Source organism: Acidovorax sp. JHL-9, assembly GCF_000426205.1.
Taxonomy (GTDB): domain Bacteria; phylum Pseudomonadota; class Gammaproteobacteria; order Burkholderiales; family Burkholderiaceae_C; genus Acidovorax; species Acidovorax soli.
In genome coordinates, this window is the sequence record NZ_AUEX01000003.1 from 186,511 (window position 1) to 202,703 (window position 16,193).

A 16,193-nucleotide genomic window follows, 5' to 3' on the forward strand; every position below is an offset into this window, starting at 1 on the left:
CATGGAGCAGTAACGCTCAGTCGCGCACCACCAGCACCGGAACATGCACCACACCCAGCACACGCTGCGTGACGCTGCCCAGCACCAGTTTTTCCAGGCCGCGGCGACCGTGCGACCCCATCACGATGAGGTCGGCGCCCGTGCTTTCGACGGCCCGCACGATGGCGTCATGCACCGCATGGCCTTCGCCCACCACGGCAGTGACCTGCACGCCCGCATCGGCCATGGCCTGCTTGGTGGCGTCGAGCGCACTGCTGGCCTCGGCCGTGGCGGCACTCAGGTATTGCGCCTGGCCATAGGCGAAATCGGCCCCCACACCCGTGAACGGGTAGGGATCGATCACATACAGCGCCGTAACGGCACTGCCAAACGTCTTGGCCAAGGCTGCCGCCTTGGACACCGCGAGCATGGAGGTCTTGGAACCGTCCACAGGAACCAGAATGTGCTTGAACATGGTGCTTCTCCTCAAGTTGATGGTGCCAGGCCAAGGCCTGGAAATAGGGAGTCAGTGTGGCCGCCCATTCTGGCCTGCATCTTGATTCGCATCAAATCATGTTGCAGCGGCAAGCCGGCCTGCCCCCTAGGCCACCGCATCCGCCCCCTGAAAACTTCCGCGCCGGCAGGTTACCACCAGCGTGTCGCGGTAACCACCGGGCACCAGGGGCTGGATGGGCGTGGTCTCATGGATCATGCGGGCATCGTCGAGCAGCATCAGCGACCAGGGCGCACTCAAGGTAAACCGCTGGCCTGCAGGGCCCGCCGCCTCGAACACCCGCGTTTCACCGCCCTTTACGCCCTCGCGGGCCACCAGGAAAACCGCCACCAGGTCCACACCATCCCGGTGCGCGCCTTCGGGTGTGGGGCGGCCAATGCCATCGGTGGTGTCGATCCGAAACTGGTGCGCCTCGACAAACCAGCGCGCGGGCGCGTCGGGCGCGGCAAACACCGTGTCGGACAGCGCGGCCAGCGCCGCCAGCAACTGACTCCACACAGGCCGCGCCACCGTCTCGGCCGTCATGGGCGCGAACCAGCGCTCCATGCCACCATGCAGTGCGTTGTATTCGAGCGGCTGCCAGTGGGCCCGGTGCGCCACCTGCACCACCTCGCCGTGCACCACTTCAAAACAGGCATGGCGACGGCGCCGGTAGCGGCCACCGTCCTTCAGAAAATCATCGGGGGGCAACGCGGCCCAGTCAGCCGCCAGGGCCAGCAGATCATCGAGGTGGCAACCGGACCACGCAGCCACATCGGGTGGCGACAGCACGGCGTAGCCGGTCTTGCGCAGCTGGTCGGCCACGCTATCGGGACCGGTGAAAGGAGGAGAAAAAGTGACTTCGGCCATGCAGCCGAGCTTAAGGCAACGCTGGCAGCTCAGTCGCGGTTTCCATGGCCCTTGCCGCGGCCTTCACCACGGCCATCGCCACGCCCGTCCCGGCGGTCACCGCGGTCGTGCTTGCCGCCCCCCCGGCGATCATCATTCCAGTGGCGGTCATCCCGACCGTTGTTGCCAGGCTGGCCGCCGTAGTACTGGCCGCGCACAGGCTCTTTCACGAAGTACACCGGCTGGCCGCAGGCGTTGTAGCGGGCGCAGTGCTTGGCCCAGTTCTTGGCATGGCCGGGCGGCACATGCATGTAGATCGGCGAGCGCGGCACCATCACCGCCGGCCGGTGGATGATCACGGGCTCGGCGTAGATCAGCGGTGGCGGCGGCGCATTGCCAATGTCGATGCGTCCATACACGCCGGGGACCACCTGCCCTCCCACGGTGGCATTGACATAGGCCTGGGCATGGGCGCCGGTGGCTGCAACCAGCAGCACCGCCGTGGCGGCCCCGGAAATCAGGTGACGAAAGTTGAGGTTCATGGTTGAGTCTCTGTGGATCGGAATGACCCCTTTGTAACAAGATCGGCGGGGTTTTCCGGCAAAGGCTGCGCAAAAAATGTAAGCAAATAATCAATTACCGTGCAATGGTATCCACGAATTTCAGCTTCAGCGCCCTATTTCAAAGATCTTGCAGCTATGCATTTGAGAGCGCTTGGCAAGCCACACATCGTGCAGCAATGCCTCCTGCAGTTGCATGCAGTGGCATGAAGCCATCCCCCGCCTGGCCCAGGAGACCGCGTTGCCCTGCGAACGCCACCCATTCGCCCGTGCCAGTTTTGATGCCCCCGGGCCCTGCTGGCCCCCACCGGCACATTCAGCAAACGTGCGCAGGACCATGCGCTCACGGGGGCACTCCTCACGGCATCCGCACAGGTGCAGCCCACGCCCCGCATGCTGCGCCGGGTTTGCCGTTGCCGTCGATTGGACAAAGGCGGTATTGAGGCGCACATTAGCACGCAGTCATATTTGTCAAGACGCTTCGAAAGGAAATGGAATGACAAATCGACAGTTATCTCTTCCACAGCTTGGCTCTTCCCTTTTTGTGACAGATGGAGGGCTGGAAACCACGCTGATATTTCGGGATGGATTGGACATCCCTTTCTTTGCTGCGTTCAGCCTGTTGCGGTCTCAGAGTGGGCGAGAGGCGCTTTCTCGCTACTACATTGAGTATCTTCAGCTCGCACAGCGCCACGGCTGCGGCATCATCTTGGAAAGCCCAACTTGGCGAGCCAACCCTGAGTGGGGCTGGCGGCTGGGCTATGCGCTCGACGAATTGGCAGCGGCCAATCGCGACGCTATTGCCTTGTTGGGGGAGGTTATTGAGCCATTCCAGACTGCGACGGGTGCCCGGATACGAAGTGGCTGTATTGGTCCTCGTGGCGACGGGTACATTGCGGACCGTGTCATGCCGGTGACAGAAGCCCTTGCTTACCATGAATGGCAAATCGGTGTCTTGGCTACCACCGAAGCAGACATGGTTTGCGCCATGACCATGACTACCGCAGAAGAAGCCACCGGTGTTGCACTCGCAGCGCAGAAGCACGATATGCCTGTGGCTATTTCGTTCACCACGGAAACCGACGGGCTTTTACCCAGTGGGCAGGCACTTGGAGCGGCGATCAACCAGGTGGACGATGCCACGGTGGGCTACCCCGCTTACTACATGATCAACTGCGCACACCCGGATCATTTCCGCTTTGCTTTTGAAGAGGGGAAACCTTGGCTTCAGAGATTGCGCGGTGTCAGGGCCAACGCATCGCGGAAGAGCCATGCGGAGCTTGATGCCTCAGAAAATCTAGACGATGGCGATCCGGTTGAACTTGGGAAGATGTATGCCGAGATGCACGCTCGCCATAGGGGCTTCAGTATCTTGGGTGGCTGCTGCGGCACGGATACCAGACATATCGATGCAATAGCAGCCACATGCATGCCGCTATTCACGCGACTTTCAAACTGAGACCTGTTAGCGCCTGTTGACGATCTCGCAGGGGATCGCGTTGGAGCAGTGGTCCTTGCGGGCGGTCTGCTGCGTTGCGGCGCTTGCCAACAGCTGCGCTATTGGCTGCGCACCGTGCCTTGCATCCCATCCCGGCAAGTCACTTGTGCAACCCCGAAAAGATTTTGCTTTGCTGCAATCACTTTTCAGCCTCTTGAAGTAAGCGCCACATCACCTTGCCGCTGCCGCTCTTGGGCAGCGCCGTCACAAATTGCACGATGCGCGGCACCTTGTACACCGCCATGTTCTCGCGGCACCAGTCGATGATCTGCTGCTCGGTGGTGTCCTGGTGCGTGGGGCGCAGCACCACCACGGCCTTCACGGTCTCGCCCCGGTAGCTGTCCTTGGCGGCAATGATGCAGGCCTCCTGGATCGCAGGGTGGCGGAACATCAGCGCCTCGACCTCGGCGGGCCACACCTTGAAGCCGCTGGCGTTGATCATGCGCTTGAGACGGTCGGTCAGGAAGAAGTAGCCCTCTTCGTCCATGCGCCCCAGGTCGCCCGATCGGAAGAAGCGCTTGCCGTCGAGCTCGATGAACGCCGCCGCCGTGGCGTCGGGCCGCTTCCAGTAGCCCTGGAACACCTCGGGGCCGTGGATGATGATTTCGCCCTGCTCGCCCACGGGCATTTCCTGCAGGGTTTCGGGGTCGATCACGCGCGCATCCGTGCCCATGAACGGAATGCCCAGGCACTGCTGCTTGGGGTGGTCAGGCGGGTTGGAATGCGATGGCGCCGCCGTCTCGGTCAGGCCATAGCCTTCGGAATAGCGCAGGCCGTATTGCTCCAGCAGGCGCTGCGCCACGGCCTGCGGCATGGCCGCGCCGCCACCGCCGATGTAGGCCAGACTGGAGAGGTCGTAACTGGCGAAGTGGGGGCTGCCCAGCAGGTCGATGACCATGGTGGGGATATTGGTCCAGGTGGTGACCTGGTAGCGCGATATCAGGCGCCCCGCCAGGTCGCGGTCCCACCGGGGCATGATCACCAGCGTGGCACCACAGTAGATGGCCGTGTGCATCACGCTCACCATGCCGGTGATATGGAACATGGGCACCACCGCCAGCGTCACGTTGTCGGCAGACCCATTGCCCCACAGGGCACCCGCCACCGCGTTGTGCATGATGCTTTTGTGCAGGTGCATGCAGCCCTTGGGCAGCCCCGTGGTGCCACTGGTGTAGGGCAGCAGCGCCAGGTCGTCGGGCCCCACAGCCAATGCGGGGGACATGTCGGAGCAGGCGATGGCATCCGTCCAGGCGTAGGTGCGCCCCCCCTCCAACGCAGGCAAGGGATGCCGGGTGCCCAACCATTCCATCCATGCCTCGGGCGGGGCATCGGCGCCCTTCACACCGGGGTCAAAAGCGTCGGTGAACTGCGTCACCACCAGATGGGCGAGGCGCTCGTCGAGCGCCAGCGCGTTGCTGGCCTTGGCGAGCTCGGGGGCCAGATCGGCCGTGGTGATAGCGACCTTGGTGCCAGGGTCGGTGATGTAGTGCTTGAGCTCCTCGGCCCGGTTCATGGGGTTGACCGGCACCACCACGGCATTGGCCCGCAGGATGGCAAAGTGTGCCATCACCAGTTGGGGGCAATTCTGCATGCACAGCACCACGCGGTCGCCGCGCTGCACCCCCAGCTGCACCAGCCGCGCGGCCAGGCGCTCCGCCCCCTCCATCAGCTGCCGGTAGCTGGTCGCGGTCCCAAAAAAGACCAGCGCCGCCTTGTCAGGGTAGCGGCGCGCGCTGATGGCCAGGTTGTCCCACAGCGAGGTAGCGGGCAAGGTGATGGAATGGGGCAAGCGGCGGGGCCAGAACTTGAAGTGGGGGCGCATAGGGGTGCAAATCTCCTTGTTCCCACAAGCCTAGAGGCCGCGCGAGGGGCGGGCAATGGGGCTGGCCCGCGTTGACGTCGCCAAAGTGACCGGGGGACGGCGTGGAAATGCAGCAGCACGGGCGCCTGAGCGCGCCGCGAAGGGGGATATGGGGTTCTGACGGGTTACGGGGAGCGTCTGTGGGCCGTACACGGGTATGAGCGTCGGGTTCAGGCTGAAACCTGACTTCGCGGTCTGCTATCTGCCCGCTCCAAACCGGTCATGATCGTCGGCTAGCGTTATAGCTGGACACTCTTCATGGTGAAGAGACTCATCACCTGCTCCACCAGCGTCGTCGTGCGCACATCGATCTGCGTCACGCTCCACGCATCGGCCGTTGCCAGTTCGGCGTTCAGCTTGAGGCCGTTCTTGTAGCCCACCTCACGGCCCTTGCTGTCGGTGCGGTCGCGTTTCTCTTTGAAGCTCTTGTTGCCCAGCGCGCTGTTGAAGCCGGAGATCGTCAGGTTGCCCAGTTTGTGGACATGCGTTTCCTGAATGGCTTTGGCCTTCTTCTTGTCGCCGCCCGCGATCATCGTCACCCACGACGCGGGGATGTTGTCGCCCTGCGGGAAAATATGCTCAATAGTCCACACGAAAAGCTTGCCTTCGTACTTCCACAGATCGACCCAGGTTTCTTTGGTCATGCCCTGCTCGGCCAAGGCACACAGCACAAACCGGGTGACTCCAGCGTTCTCCTCGTAGATGGCGCCTTCCAGCTTGCTGCGGAATGTCTCGTCGCTGGCCGACACCGCCAGCAGTTCGTCGCGAATCGCCGTCACCACCGCGGCACCCGACAGCTCTGCCACCTTGTCGATGGCGGCCATGAACAGGCGCGTCAGGTCGCGCGTGGGCGGCATGTCCGTGAGATTGCGTCGAACGAAGAAGCAAACCAGCAGTCGCGCGATCGCTTCCAGCTGCGCCACGTCGATGCCCAGCGCCTCACGCCGCACGAGCAGGTGCAGCATCAACAGGTAAGACGGGGCGCCCTGAATACGATCCAGGTCCTTCAGCGGCTTGTCCAGCGGAGCCCAGGCTTCGTCGGTGTTCCGGGCCAGCATCAGTGCATACAGCTGGCCGGCGGAACGGATGGCCTGTAGGTGGTGCTTGGCGTCCTCATTGATCAGCTTCTCGTAGATCTGGATCAGGTTGGACCTTGTGGCCACTGGGCCCAGGGGGTCCTTCTTCTTGTCCTCGTCCTTGCGGAACGGCACGTTCAGCGGGTCTTTGAACGCGTTGTAGTAGTGCCGAAAGAAGCGTTCCTGGACGCTGTAGTCGTCGCCCAGATAGCCCAGCAGCTTGTTCCACACGTCAAAGTAGTGGTCGACCTTGCCGGGCTCGGTGGTCTCCAGCCGGGCCAGCAGCTTGTTCTTGATCAGGTCGATGGCCGTGAGCGGCATGCCCCGGTTGTTTAGCGACTCGAAGAGCGTGTAGGCACCGGCGTGGCTGGCCACCTCGATCTTCACCAGGCAGGCCTGGCTCACCTTGTCGAGGAAGGCCATGATGGACGCCAGGTGATCGTTATCGCCCTGCACGATCTCTTCGATGCGACCCTGGAAGTAACGGAAGGCGCGGAAGATCTTGCGGTTGCCCGCGTAGGCTGGCGTATCGAACGTGCTGATCACGCCCACGTCGGACAAGACGGCACGGTAGTCGTTCTGGTTGTTGTTCTGAATCTGCGGGATGACGCGCAACTGGTCGTCTCCCTTCTTCAGCACCAGCTTGCGCTTGAGGTTGATCAGCTCCACGCGCTGGTCGTCGTCAAGGTCCTTCTCGTGCCGCTTCAACGACTGGTACAGCGCGGCGAACAGCAGGGACAGTGTCGTCAGCCGCTGCTGGCCGTCCACCACCTCCAGCCGCTGCACGGCCAGGGTGTCGGTGGTCTGGTTGATGCATATGATCGAGCCCAGGAAGTACCCGGAGTCGTTCTCTTCGATGTCATTGAAGAGCGACTCCCACTGATCAATTTTCCAAGTGTATTCGCGCTGGTAGCGCGGGATCGCATAGACGACACCTGCTTCGATATCAAAGAGTTGTGAGACTGGATAGTTGTTAACTGACTTGATCATGGAGGCTCATCGTATCTGCAAAAACTGATTGCTCAACCAACGACTTCTTGCCCGTGACAGCAATGCGCCAGACTTTCAGTAATCCGTCACTCTCCGACCTGTAACCCGGTCTGCAGCGCCGCCGCTATCAGCTATTCACTTGCGTCCACAGCTTGTCCAGCCGCTTCACGCTCACCGGCTGGGGTGTGCGCAGCTCTTGTGCGAAGAAGCTCACGCGCAGCTCCTCCAGCAGCCAGCGCAGCTCCTGCATGCGCGTATCCACCACGCCCTTGCGCTCGGCCACCAGGCGCCAGTAGCGCTGCTCCTGCGGGCGCAGTTCGGCCAATCTGGCGGCGTCGCGGGCGGGGTCGGCGCGGTACTTGTCCAGCCGCAAGGTGATGGCCTTGAGGTAGCGGGCGTAATGCGCCAATTGCGCCCACGGAGCCACGGCGATGAAGTTCTTGGGCATCAGGCGCTGCAGCTGTTGCTGCGCATCCTGCGTCGCATCGGGTGCGTTCTTGGTGTCCTTGATCTTGCGGGCGGCAGCTGCGTATTCGATGAGGATGGTGGCGGCCAGGCGGGCCACCTCGTTGGCGATCAGCGTGAGGCGGCCACGGCCCTCGTCCACGCAGCGCTTGAAGGCGAACTCGTCGGTAGGCAGCGGGTCGAGCAGGAAGGCGCGGTCCAGCGCCACGTCGATGATCTGGGTGCGCAGCTCTTCCTGCGTGCCCAGGGGCATGAAGGCCACGGCCATCTTCTGCAGGTCGGGAATGTTCTTTTCGAGGTACTTGAGCGCGTCCTTGATCTGCAGCGCAAACAGGCGACGCAGGCCTGCGCGGTGCTTGGCAGCGGCCACCTCGGGCTCGTCGAACACCTCGATGGTGACCGCATCGCCACCATCAATCAGCGCCGGGAAGCCGATCAGCGTCTGGCCCGCCTTTTTGATCTCCATGAGCTCAGGCAGCTCGCCGAATGTCCAGGTGGTGTAGCGCTGGCCCGCGGGTGCCGCAGCGGCTGAGGCGGGAACAGGCGCCGCCTTTGCTACTTTTTTGGTAGCTATTTGTGCCTTCTCATCGCCGGCAGGAGCCGATTTTTGCTCAGAACCACCGCCCTGCCCACCCAGCTTGAGCCCCGCCAGCGCCTGGAAAGCGCCGCGTGCCTTGGCGCCCCACTCGGCCTTGAGCGCGCCCAGGTTGCGGCCGTGGCCCAGCTGGCGCCCATGCTCATCGACCACACGGAAGTTCATGAACAGGTGGGGGCTGAGCATGTCGAGCTTGAAGTCGGCACGCTTCACGTCGAGCGAGGTTTCGTCGCGCACCTGCTTGAGCAGCACATCGGTCAGGCTGCCCGTACCAAACAGCTCGGGCGCGCCCAGCAGCTCGGCCAGGCGCGTGGCCGACTCAGGTAGCGGCACAAAGCGGCTGCGCGGGCGTTGCGGCAGGCTTTTGAGCAGCGCCTGGATCTTGTCCTTGAGCATGCCGGGCACCAGCCACTCGCAGCGCTCCTCGCTCACCTGGTTGAGCACGAACAAAGGGATGGTCACGGTGATCCCGTCGCGCGGGTCACCGGGCTCGTGCAGGTAGCTGGCGGCACAGTCCACACCGCCCAAGCGCACCGTCTTGGGGAAGGCGTTGGTGGTGATGCCTGCGGCCTCGTGGCGCATCAGCTCGTCGCGGGTGAGCTTGAGCAGATCAGGCTGCTTTTTCGATTCCTCGCGGTACCAGGCCTCGAAGCTGTGGCCGCTGCACACCTCGGGCGGCAGTTGCTGGTCGTAGAAGGCGTAGATGAGCTCGTCGTCCACCAGCACGTCCTGCCGGCGGGACTTGTGCTCCAGCTCTTCCACCTTGGCGATCATCTTCTGGTTGGCGGCCAAAAACGGCAGGCGCGTCTCCCAGTTGCCGCCCACCAGGGCTTCGCGGATGAAGATCTCGCGCGCGGCGTGCGGGTCCACCTTGCCGAAGTTCACGCGGCGGTTGTTGTAGACCACGATGCCATACAGCGTGGCGCGCTCGAGCGCCACGACCTCGGCGGACTTCTTCTCCCAGTGCGGGTCCAGCAGTTGCTTCTTGAGCAAATGGCCACCCATCTGCTCCAGCCACTGTGGCTCGATGGCCGCAATGCCGCGCCCAAACAGGCGCGTGGTTTCCACCAGTTCGGACGCAATGATCCAGCGGCCGGGCTTCTTGTTCAGGTGCGCGCCGGGGTGCTTGTAGAACTTGATGCCGCGCGCGCCCAGGTACCAGTCTTCCTCGTCGCTCTTGCAGCCCACGTTGCCCAGCAGCCCGGCCAACATGGACAGGTGCAGTTGCTCGTAGCTGGCGGGCTGGGTGTGGATCTGCCACTTGTGCTCGGTCACCACCGTGAGCAATTGGGTGTGGATGTCGCGCCACTCGCGCAGGCGGCGGATGCTGATGAAGTTCTGGCGCAGCAGTTGCTCGTACTGGCGGTTGCTGAGCTTGTGGGTCGCGGCTGGGGCGGCAGTCGGTGCGGCAGGCGCTGCCGCAGGACTGCTACCGCCACCACGCCGCTCCACTGGCAAATAAGCCTGCGAAGGCGCCTTCTGCGCCGCCATGGCTTTTTGCGCGCGGGCCGATGGCAGGCTGGGCGCCCCGCCCCGGGCCTCGTTGATCCACTTCCACAGCTTGAGGTAGCCGCTGAACTCGCTCTTGTCGTCGTCGAACTTGGCGTGCGCCTGGTCGGCCTGCTGCTGCGCTTCCAGGGGGCGGTCGCGCACGTCCTGCACGCTCAGGGCACTGGCGATGATGAGCACTTCGTCCAGCGCCTTGCGTTCGCGCGCCTCGATGATCATGCGGCCCACGCGCGGGTCCAGCGGCAGGCGCGACAGCTCCACGCCCATGGGCGTGAGTTCATTGGCATCGTCCACCGCACCCAGTTCGGCCAGCAGCTGGTAGCCGTCGGCAATCGCGCGGCCCGAGGGCGCCTCGATGAACGGGAACTGCACCACATCGCCCAGGTGCAGCGACTTCATGCGCAGGATGACGCCTGCGAGCGAGCTGCGCAGGATCTCCGGGTCGGTGAAACGCGGGCGGCTGTTGAAGTCCGCCTCGTCGTACAGACGGATGCAGATACCGTTGGCCACGCGGCCGCAGCGGCCCGCGCGCTGGTTGGCCGCCGCCTGGCTGATGGGCTCCACCAGCAGTTGCTCCACCTTGCTGCGGAAGCTGTAGCGCTTCACGCGCGCCGTACCCGCGTCGATCACGTAGCGGATGCCCGGCACCGTGAGCGAGGTCTCGGCCACGTTGGTGGCCAGCACAATGCGGCGGCCCGTGTGGCCGTCGAAGATGCGGTCCTGCTCGGCCTGCGAGAGGCGCGCAAACAGCGGCAGCACCTCGGCGTTGCGCATCACAGGCTGGTGCGACAGGTGTTTGCGCAGGTGGTCGGCGGCCTCGCGGATCTCGCGCTCGCCAGGCAAAAAGACCAGGATGTCGCCCGCTGCATTGCCAGCCCACAGCTCGTCCACCCCATCGGCAATGGCCTCGTTCAGGCCGTAGTCGCGGCTCTCTTCAAACGGGCGCCAACGTTGCTCAACCGGAAAGGTGCGGCCCGACACCATGATGACCGGTGCGGGGCCTTTGGCGCTCTCAAAGTGCTTGGCAAACCGGTCCGCATCAATGGTGGCCGACGTGACGATGACCTTCAGGTCCGGCCTGCGCGGCAGGATCTGGCGGATATAGCCCAGCAGAAAGTCGATGTTCAGGCTGCGCTCGTGCGCCTCGTCGATGATGAGGGTATCGTAGGCGCGGAGCAAGGGGTCCGTCTGCGTCTCGGCCAGCAAGATGCCGTCGGTCATGAGCTTGACGGAGGCATCGCGCGAGAGACGGTCCTGGAAGCGCACCTTGAAGCCGACCACGTCGCCCAGCGGGGTCTTCAGTTCTTCGGCAATGCGCTTGGCCACGCTGCTCGCCGCAATGCGGCGCGGCTGGGTGTGGCCGATGAGCTGGCCCCGCACCTTCCCATCAGGCCCCGGCTTGGCGTTGCACTTGCCACGGCCCAAGGCCAGCGCAATCTTGGGCAGCTGCGTGGTCTTGCCCGAGCCGGTTTCGCCGCACACGATGATGACCTGGTGCTTCTCGATGGCGGCCATGATCTCGTCGCGCTTGCCCGACACGGGCAGGGATTCGGGAAACTCGATGTGCAGGGAGTTGGAAGCGGTGGACGCAGTCAAGGCAGAAACTTCGTAGAGAATCGCGGATTATCCCAGCCCTTGGCTTCATCCTCCGCCCCCCGCCCTGCCGCCCATGTCCGCCGTCTTCAATTTCACCTTCGTGCCCTGGTTCCGCTCGGTGGCGCCCTACATCCACAAATTTCGCAACCAGACGTTTGTGGTGGGCCTCACGGGTGAAGCCATAGCGGCGGGCAAGCTGCACAACATTGCGCAGGACCTGGCGATGATCCAGGCCATGGGCGTGAAGATCGTGCTGGTGCATGGATTTCGCCCCCAGGTGAACGAGCAGCTGGCGGCCAAGGGGCATGCCGCCAAATACTCGCACGGCATCCGCATCACCGACTCGGTGGCGCTCGACTGCGCCCAGGAGGCCGCCGGCCAGTTGCGCTACGAGATCGAGGCCGCCTTCAGCCAGGGCCTGCCCAACACGCCCATGGCCGGCGCCACGGTGCGCGTGATCTCGGGCAACTTCCTCACGGCGCGGCCGGTGGGCATTGTGGATGGCGTGGACTTCCAGCACTCGGGCGTGGTGCGCAAGGTGGACGTGGGGGGCATCCAGCGCACGCTGGACATGGGCGCTCTGGTACTGCTGTCGCCGTTTGGTTTTTCGCCCACCGGCGAGGCCTTCAATCTGGCCATGGAAGAAGTGGCCACCAGCGTGGCCATCGAGCTGCGCGCCGACAAGCTGATCTTTCTGACCGAGGTTTCGGGCATCCGCATGCAGCCGGGCGAACCCGCCAGCGACGACAACCCCATCGACACCGAGCTGCCGCTGGCCGCCGCCCAGGCCCTGCTGGCCACGCTGCCCACGGCGCAGCAGCCCACCGACACGGGTTTTTACCTGCAGCACTGCGTGAAGGCCTGCAAGGCCGGCGTGGAGCGCAGCCACATCATTCCCTTCGCGCTCGACGGCTCGCTGCTGCTGGAGGTGTATGTGCACGACGGCATCGGCACCATGGTCATCGACGAAAAGCTCGAAGAGCTGCGCGAGGCCACCATCGACGACGTGGGCGGCATCCTGCAACTGATCGAACCGTTCGAGAAGGACGGCACGCTGGTCAAGCGCGATCGCACCGAGATAGAGCGCGACATCGCCACCTACACCATCATCGAGCACGACGGCGTGATCTTTGGCTGCGCGGCGCTCTACCCCTACCCCGAGGCCAGGACCGCCGAGATGGCGGCGGTCACCGTGTCGCCGCAAAGCCAGGGCACGGGCGATGGCGAAAAGCTGCTCAAGCGCATCGAGCAGCGCGCCCGCGCCATGGGGCTGGAAAGCATCTTCGTGCTGACCACGCGCACCATGCACTGGTTCATCAAGCGCGGCTTCGTGGTGGTGGACCCCGACTGGCTGCCTGACGCACGCAAACGCAAATACAACTGGGACCGGCGCAGCCAGGTGCTGGTCAAGAAGCTGTAAAACACCCAGGTGCTGACCACAGGCCAATGCATCTGCATCACCTTACCTGCAAATTCACGGCGCCCCTTTCGTGCCCCCGCTCACACCCCACTTTCTCACCGTTGCCCTGTACCAGTTTGTCGATCTGCCCGACTGCGCCGCCTTGCGCGCGCCGCTGCAGTCCCTGTGCGAAGAGCGCGGCGTACGCGGCATGCTGCTGCTGGCGCCCGAGGGCATCAACGGCACCATCGCGGGGGAACCTGCTGCTGTGCACGCGGTGCTGGCCTGGCTGCGCAGCGATGCCCGCTTTGCCGCCCTGCAGCACAAGGAGGCGCCCACGGACCGCCAGCCGTTCTACCGCATGCGCGTGCGGCTCAAGCGCGAGATCGTCACCCTGGGCGTGCCCGGCCTGAACCCCGCGCGCAACGCGGGCACCTATGTCAAGCCCGAGGACTGGAACGCGCTGATCGGCGACCCCGCCGTGGTGGTGGTGGACACGCGCAACGACTACGAGGTGGGCATTGGCACGTTCGAGCGCGCCATCAACCCGCACACCCAAAGCTTCGCCGAGTTTCCCGCCTGGGTGGCGGCGCAATCGCAACCCGGTGGCGTGCTGGCCGGCAAGCCGCGTGTGGCCATGTTCTGCACGGGTGGCATCCGCTGCGAAAAGTCCACGGCCTTCCTCAAGTCGCAGGGCTTCGAGGAGGTGTACCACCTCGAAGGCGGCATCCTCAAATACCTGGAAACCGTGCCCGAAAATGCCAGCCGCTGGCACGGCGACTGTTTCGTGTTCGACGAGCGCGTGTCGGTGGGTCACGGCCTCACGCCCGGCCACCACCAGCTGTGCCGCTCCTGCCGCATGCCGCTGGGCACTGCCGAGCTGGCATCACCCCACTACGTGGCCGGCGTGAGCTGCCCCTACTGCCACGGCACGCGCACGCCCGAGCAGGAACGCGCCCTGGCCGAACGCGAGCGGCAGATGCAGCTGGCCGCCCAGCGCGGGCAGGAGCACATTGGCGCTCGGCAACCCGGCCACCCGGCACGGCCCATCGCCACGGGCAAAGGCGATGGCTGCGAGGGCGAACCCGCTTGAGCGCCCTGCCCGTCCTCTATTCCTTTCGCCGCTGCCCCTACGCCATGCGCGCCCGGCTGGCGCTGGCGGTGAGCGGCCAGGCCTGCGAACTGCGCGAAGTGGTGCTCAGGAACAAGCCCCAGGGTCTGCTGCAGATCTCGCCCAAGGCCACCGTACCCGTGCTGGTGCTGCCAGGCGGCCAGGTGCTGGAGCAAAGCCTGGACATCATGCTGTGGGCGCTGGCGCAGCACGATCCCGACGGCTGGCGCACGCCAAGCCACGGCGGCATGGAAGACATGCGGGCCCTGATCGCGGAATGCGACGGCCCGTTCAAGCAGGCGCTGGACCGCTGCAAATACCCCAGCCGCTACCCCGACGCTCCCATCGACACAGCGCGCGCGCAGGCCTTGGCCTGGCTGAGTGCACTGGATGCGCGCCTGTCCACCCAGCCCCACCTGTTCGGCGCCCACGCTGCCCTGGCCGACATGGCCATTGCACCCTTTGTGCGCCAATTCGCCGGCATCGATGCAGGCTGGTGGGCCGCCCAGCCCTGGCCGCATCTGCAGGCCTGGTTGGCGCAGTGGCAGGCGGCCCCGCTGTTCGCCAGCGTGATGCACAAGCTGCCGGCGTGGGTGGATGGAACGGAGGGGGTGCGGTTTCCGCACCCGCAGGGGATATGGGCACCCGAGGGCTGCGGCGGGAACCCAACAGCACCGCTTTCGGGCGATCAGGTGGAGCGCAGGGCGGGGTTTCGCTAATTGGCGACTTGCTTGAATTTCGGATCGCGGACGATATCCTCGACAAGCTTTTGAACGGCCGGCCCGAACGCCTGGGCCGTTTCTTGGCAGGCTTTGTCGGCTACAAAGCTCCCGGAAAAACCGAATATGGACTTCGTAGTAAAGCTCTCGTTTCTGGCGTTGGAAATAGTGACCGTGAAAAGCCACTTTCCGTCGGTCATGCCCGAACTGAAGTCAATCTCTTCGAGCTTGCCCCTCAGTATGAGCTTGGAACTCGGGTCATAGGCGCCGGCCAACTTGAGTTCATCGATCAGCGCCTTTTCGATGTAACTCTCGAAGCTAGGAGAAACGGTCACAGGGCCTGCGGCACGGCAAGTGATGGAGGACTGCCCCGGCTTTGAGGACTGGAAAGGTTCGACCGCAACAGGTTTTATGTCGAGGGATCTGATCGATTCGACGTTCTTTACCGAAGCACCATAGGGTGAGACGTTGTAGGCACATCCGGACAAGATGACCGCAGAGAGGAGTGCTGGCGACAGAGAAAATTTCATTTTCTACTTCATGCAGGTGAATAGGAAAGGGAAAGCAAGGAGACCTCATCGACGACGCTCCGAAGCGCACATCCGCACGGCATCAAGAGCACACTTGTAGGATCTTGTAACACGCTCAAGTTGTCAACAAATTCCGATCCGTCTGACGCAGATCGTGCTCTACGGGCCCGTGGGGTTGCGGCATACATGCGGTATGAAGAAACTTGATTCAATTTCGCCATCTGCTGATGCGCCGATGAACCACCACAGTGACCGCCCACTCGAAAAAAAAGGCGCTCCGAAGAGCGCCTTTTGCGAGGTCCATGCTGAGCCATCAAGGCATCACGCCATCGAATAACCCGAGCCCTCCCGGTTACTGCCGTTCAGAGCCCGCACCAGCAGCGCCAGCAGCACCACAACAAACCCCACAAAGCAGACAAACGACCAGTTGGCGATCGAGCCACCCAGAAACGTCCAGTCGATCGCCGTGCAGTCGCCCGAACCCCGGAAGATCATGGGGATGGAACGGCTGATGGGGTAGTTCTCGATCATTCCGTAGAAGTCGCGACCGCAGGTGGCGATTTCGGGGGGATACCATTGCAGCCAGCTCTGGCGGGCCGCCACGAAGGCGCCAAAACCGGCCGACACCACGGCCAGCACAGCGAATGCCATCCACCAGCCCTTGTTGCCTCTTGCGCTTGCCAAGCCTGCGAAAACTGCGACAGCGACGAGCGCATAGCGTTGCACGATGCACATCGGGCAAGGCTCCAGGCCCACCACATGCTGCAGATACATGCCAAAGGCCAGCAGGGCCACGCAGGCCACACTGATGAGCGCGAGCACACGGCGCGGGGCCGTAGTCAACCAATTCATTCCTTCTCCCTTATCCAATAGCAGTTGCCCAGGGCATTGCCCATGAAACCGGCACGGCCCAGGCCAGCAGACGGCCAGCAAGGGCCGCCCCGCAACAAAGGCCATCGTCCC

Annotated in this window: 12 protein-coding genes; 4 read left to right on the plus strand and 8 right to left on the minus strand. The window is 63.8% G+C overall.

What is annotated here, in order from left to right; translation table 11 throughout:
- Positions 1-16: 16 nt before the first annotated feature.
- From K225_RS0103765 to K225_RS0103775, 3 genes are all read right to left on the minus strand, one after another.
- Positions 17-454: a universal stress protein gene (locus K225_RS0103765; protein WP_026435167.1), complete on the minus strand. Its 438-nt coding sequence runs from the start codon at positions 452-454 to the stop codon at positions 17-19.
- Between the two features lie 126 nt (positions 455-580).
- Positions 581-1,342, minus strand: a complete 762-nt coding sequence (locus K225_RS0103770; protein WP_026435168.1) for a 2OG-Fe dioxygenase family protein — start codon at positions 1,340-1,342, stop codon at positions 581-583.
- A gap of 29 nt (positions 1,343-1,371) precedes the next feature.
- On the minus strand, positions 1,372-1,863 hold the full coding sequence (locus K225_RS0103775) for a hypothetical protein (RefSeq protein WP_051248648.1): 492 nt from the start codon (positions 1,861-1,863) through the stop codon (positions 1,372-1,374).
- Between the two features lie 514 nt (positions 1,864-2,377).
- On the opposite strand from K225_RS0103775, the gene K225_RS0103780 reads away from it, so the two are divergent.
- Positions 2,378-3,340 carry a homocysteine S-methyltransferase family protein gene (locus tag K225_RS0103780; protein WP_026435170.1) on the plus strand — a complete coding sequence of 321 codons (963 nt, stop codon included), beginning with the start codon at positions 2,378-2,380 and terminating at the stop codon, positions 3,338-3,340.
- A 178-nt stretch (positions 3,341-3,518) separates the two neighbouring features.
- Here the strand turns inward: K225_RS0103780 and K225_RS0103785 are convergent, their stop codons facing one another.
- The 3 genes from K225_RS0103785 to hrpA all read right to left on the minus strand — a co-directional run bounded on the left by K225_RS0103785 (position 3,519) and on the right by hrpA (position 11,390).
- On the minus strand, positions 3,519-5,201 hold the full coding sequence (locus K225_RS0103785) for a long-chain fatty acid--CoA ligase (RefSeq protein WP_026435171.1): 1,683 nt from the start codon (positions 5,199-5,201) through the stop codon (positions 3,519-3,521).
- Positions 5,202-5,479: 278 nt separating this feature from the next.
- Complete coding sequence (locus K225_RS0103790; RefSeq protein ID WP_026435172.1) at positions 5,480-7,306, minus strand: DUF262 domain-containing protein; 1,827 nt, start codon at positions 7,304-7,306, stop codon at positions 5,480-5,482.
- Between the two features lie 127 nt (positions 7,307-7,433).
- Positions 7,434-11,390, minus strand: a complete 3,957-nt coding sequence (gene hrpA, locus K225_RS0103795; RefSeq protein ID WP_238323182.1) for an ATP-dependent RNA helicase HrpA — start codon at positions 11,388-11,390, stop codon at positions 7,434-7,436.
- A 154-nt stretch (positions 11,391-11,544) separates the two neighbouring features.
- Between hrpA and argA the strand changes: the two genes are divergently transcribed.
- From argA to K225_RS20310, 3 genes are all read left to right on the plus strand, one after another.
- Positions 11,545-12,891, plus strand: a complete 1,347-nt coding sequence (gene argA / locus K225_RS0103800; RefSeq protein ID WP_026435174.1) for an amino-acid N-acetyltransferase — start codon at positions 11,545-11,547, stop codon at positions 12,889-12,891.
- 70 nt (positions 12,892-12,961) lie between these two features.
- Positions 12,962-13,963: a rhodanese-related sulfurtransferase gene (locus K225_RS0103805; RefSeq protein WP_051248651.1), complete on the plus strand. Its 1,002-nt coding sequence runs from the start codon at positions 12,962-12,964 to the stop codon at positions 13,961-13,963.
- The gene (locus K225_RS20310; RefSeq protein WP_081679589.1) at positions 13,960-14,700 is read left to right on the plus strand and encodes a glutathione S-transferase; all 741 of its coding nucleotides are present in this window, start codon (positions 13,960-13,962) and stop codon (positions 14,698-14,700) included. Before K225_RS0103805 ends, K225_RS20310 begins: the two co-directional genes overlap by 4 nt.
- Here the strand turns inward: K225_RS20310 and K225_RS22115 are convergent.
- Together K225_RS22115 and K225_RS0103820 are read right to left on the minus strand one after the other, a co-directional pair.
- Positions 14,697-15,230 carry a hypothetical protein gene (locus tag K225_RS22115; RefSeq protein WP_155885220.1) on the minus strand — a complete coding sequence of 178 codons (534 nt, stop codon included), beginning with the start codon at positions 15,228-15,230 and terminating at the stop codon, positions 14,697-14,699. The genes K225_RS20310 and K225_RS22115 overlap by 4 nt on opposite strands.
- Before the next feature lie 321 nt (positions 15,231-15,551).
- Positions 15,552-16,082, minus strand: coding sequence for a disulfide bond formation protein B (locus tag K225_RS0103820; protein ID WP_026435177.1), 531 nt, complete (start codon positions 16,080-16,082; stop codon positions 15,552-15,554).
- Positions 16,083-16,193 lie beyond the last annotated feature (111 nt).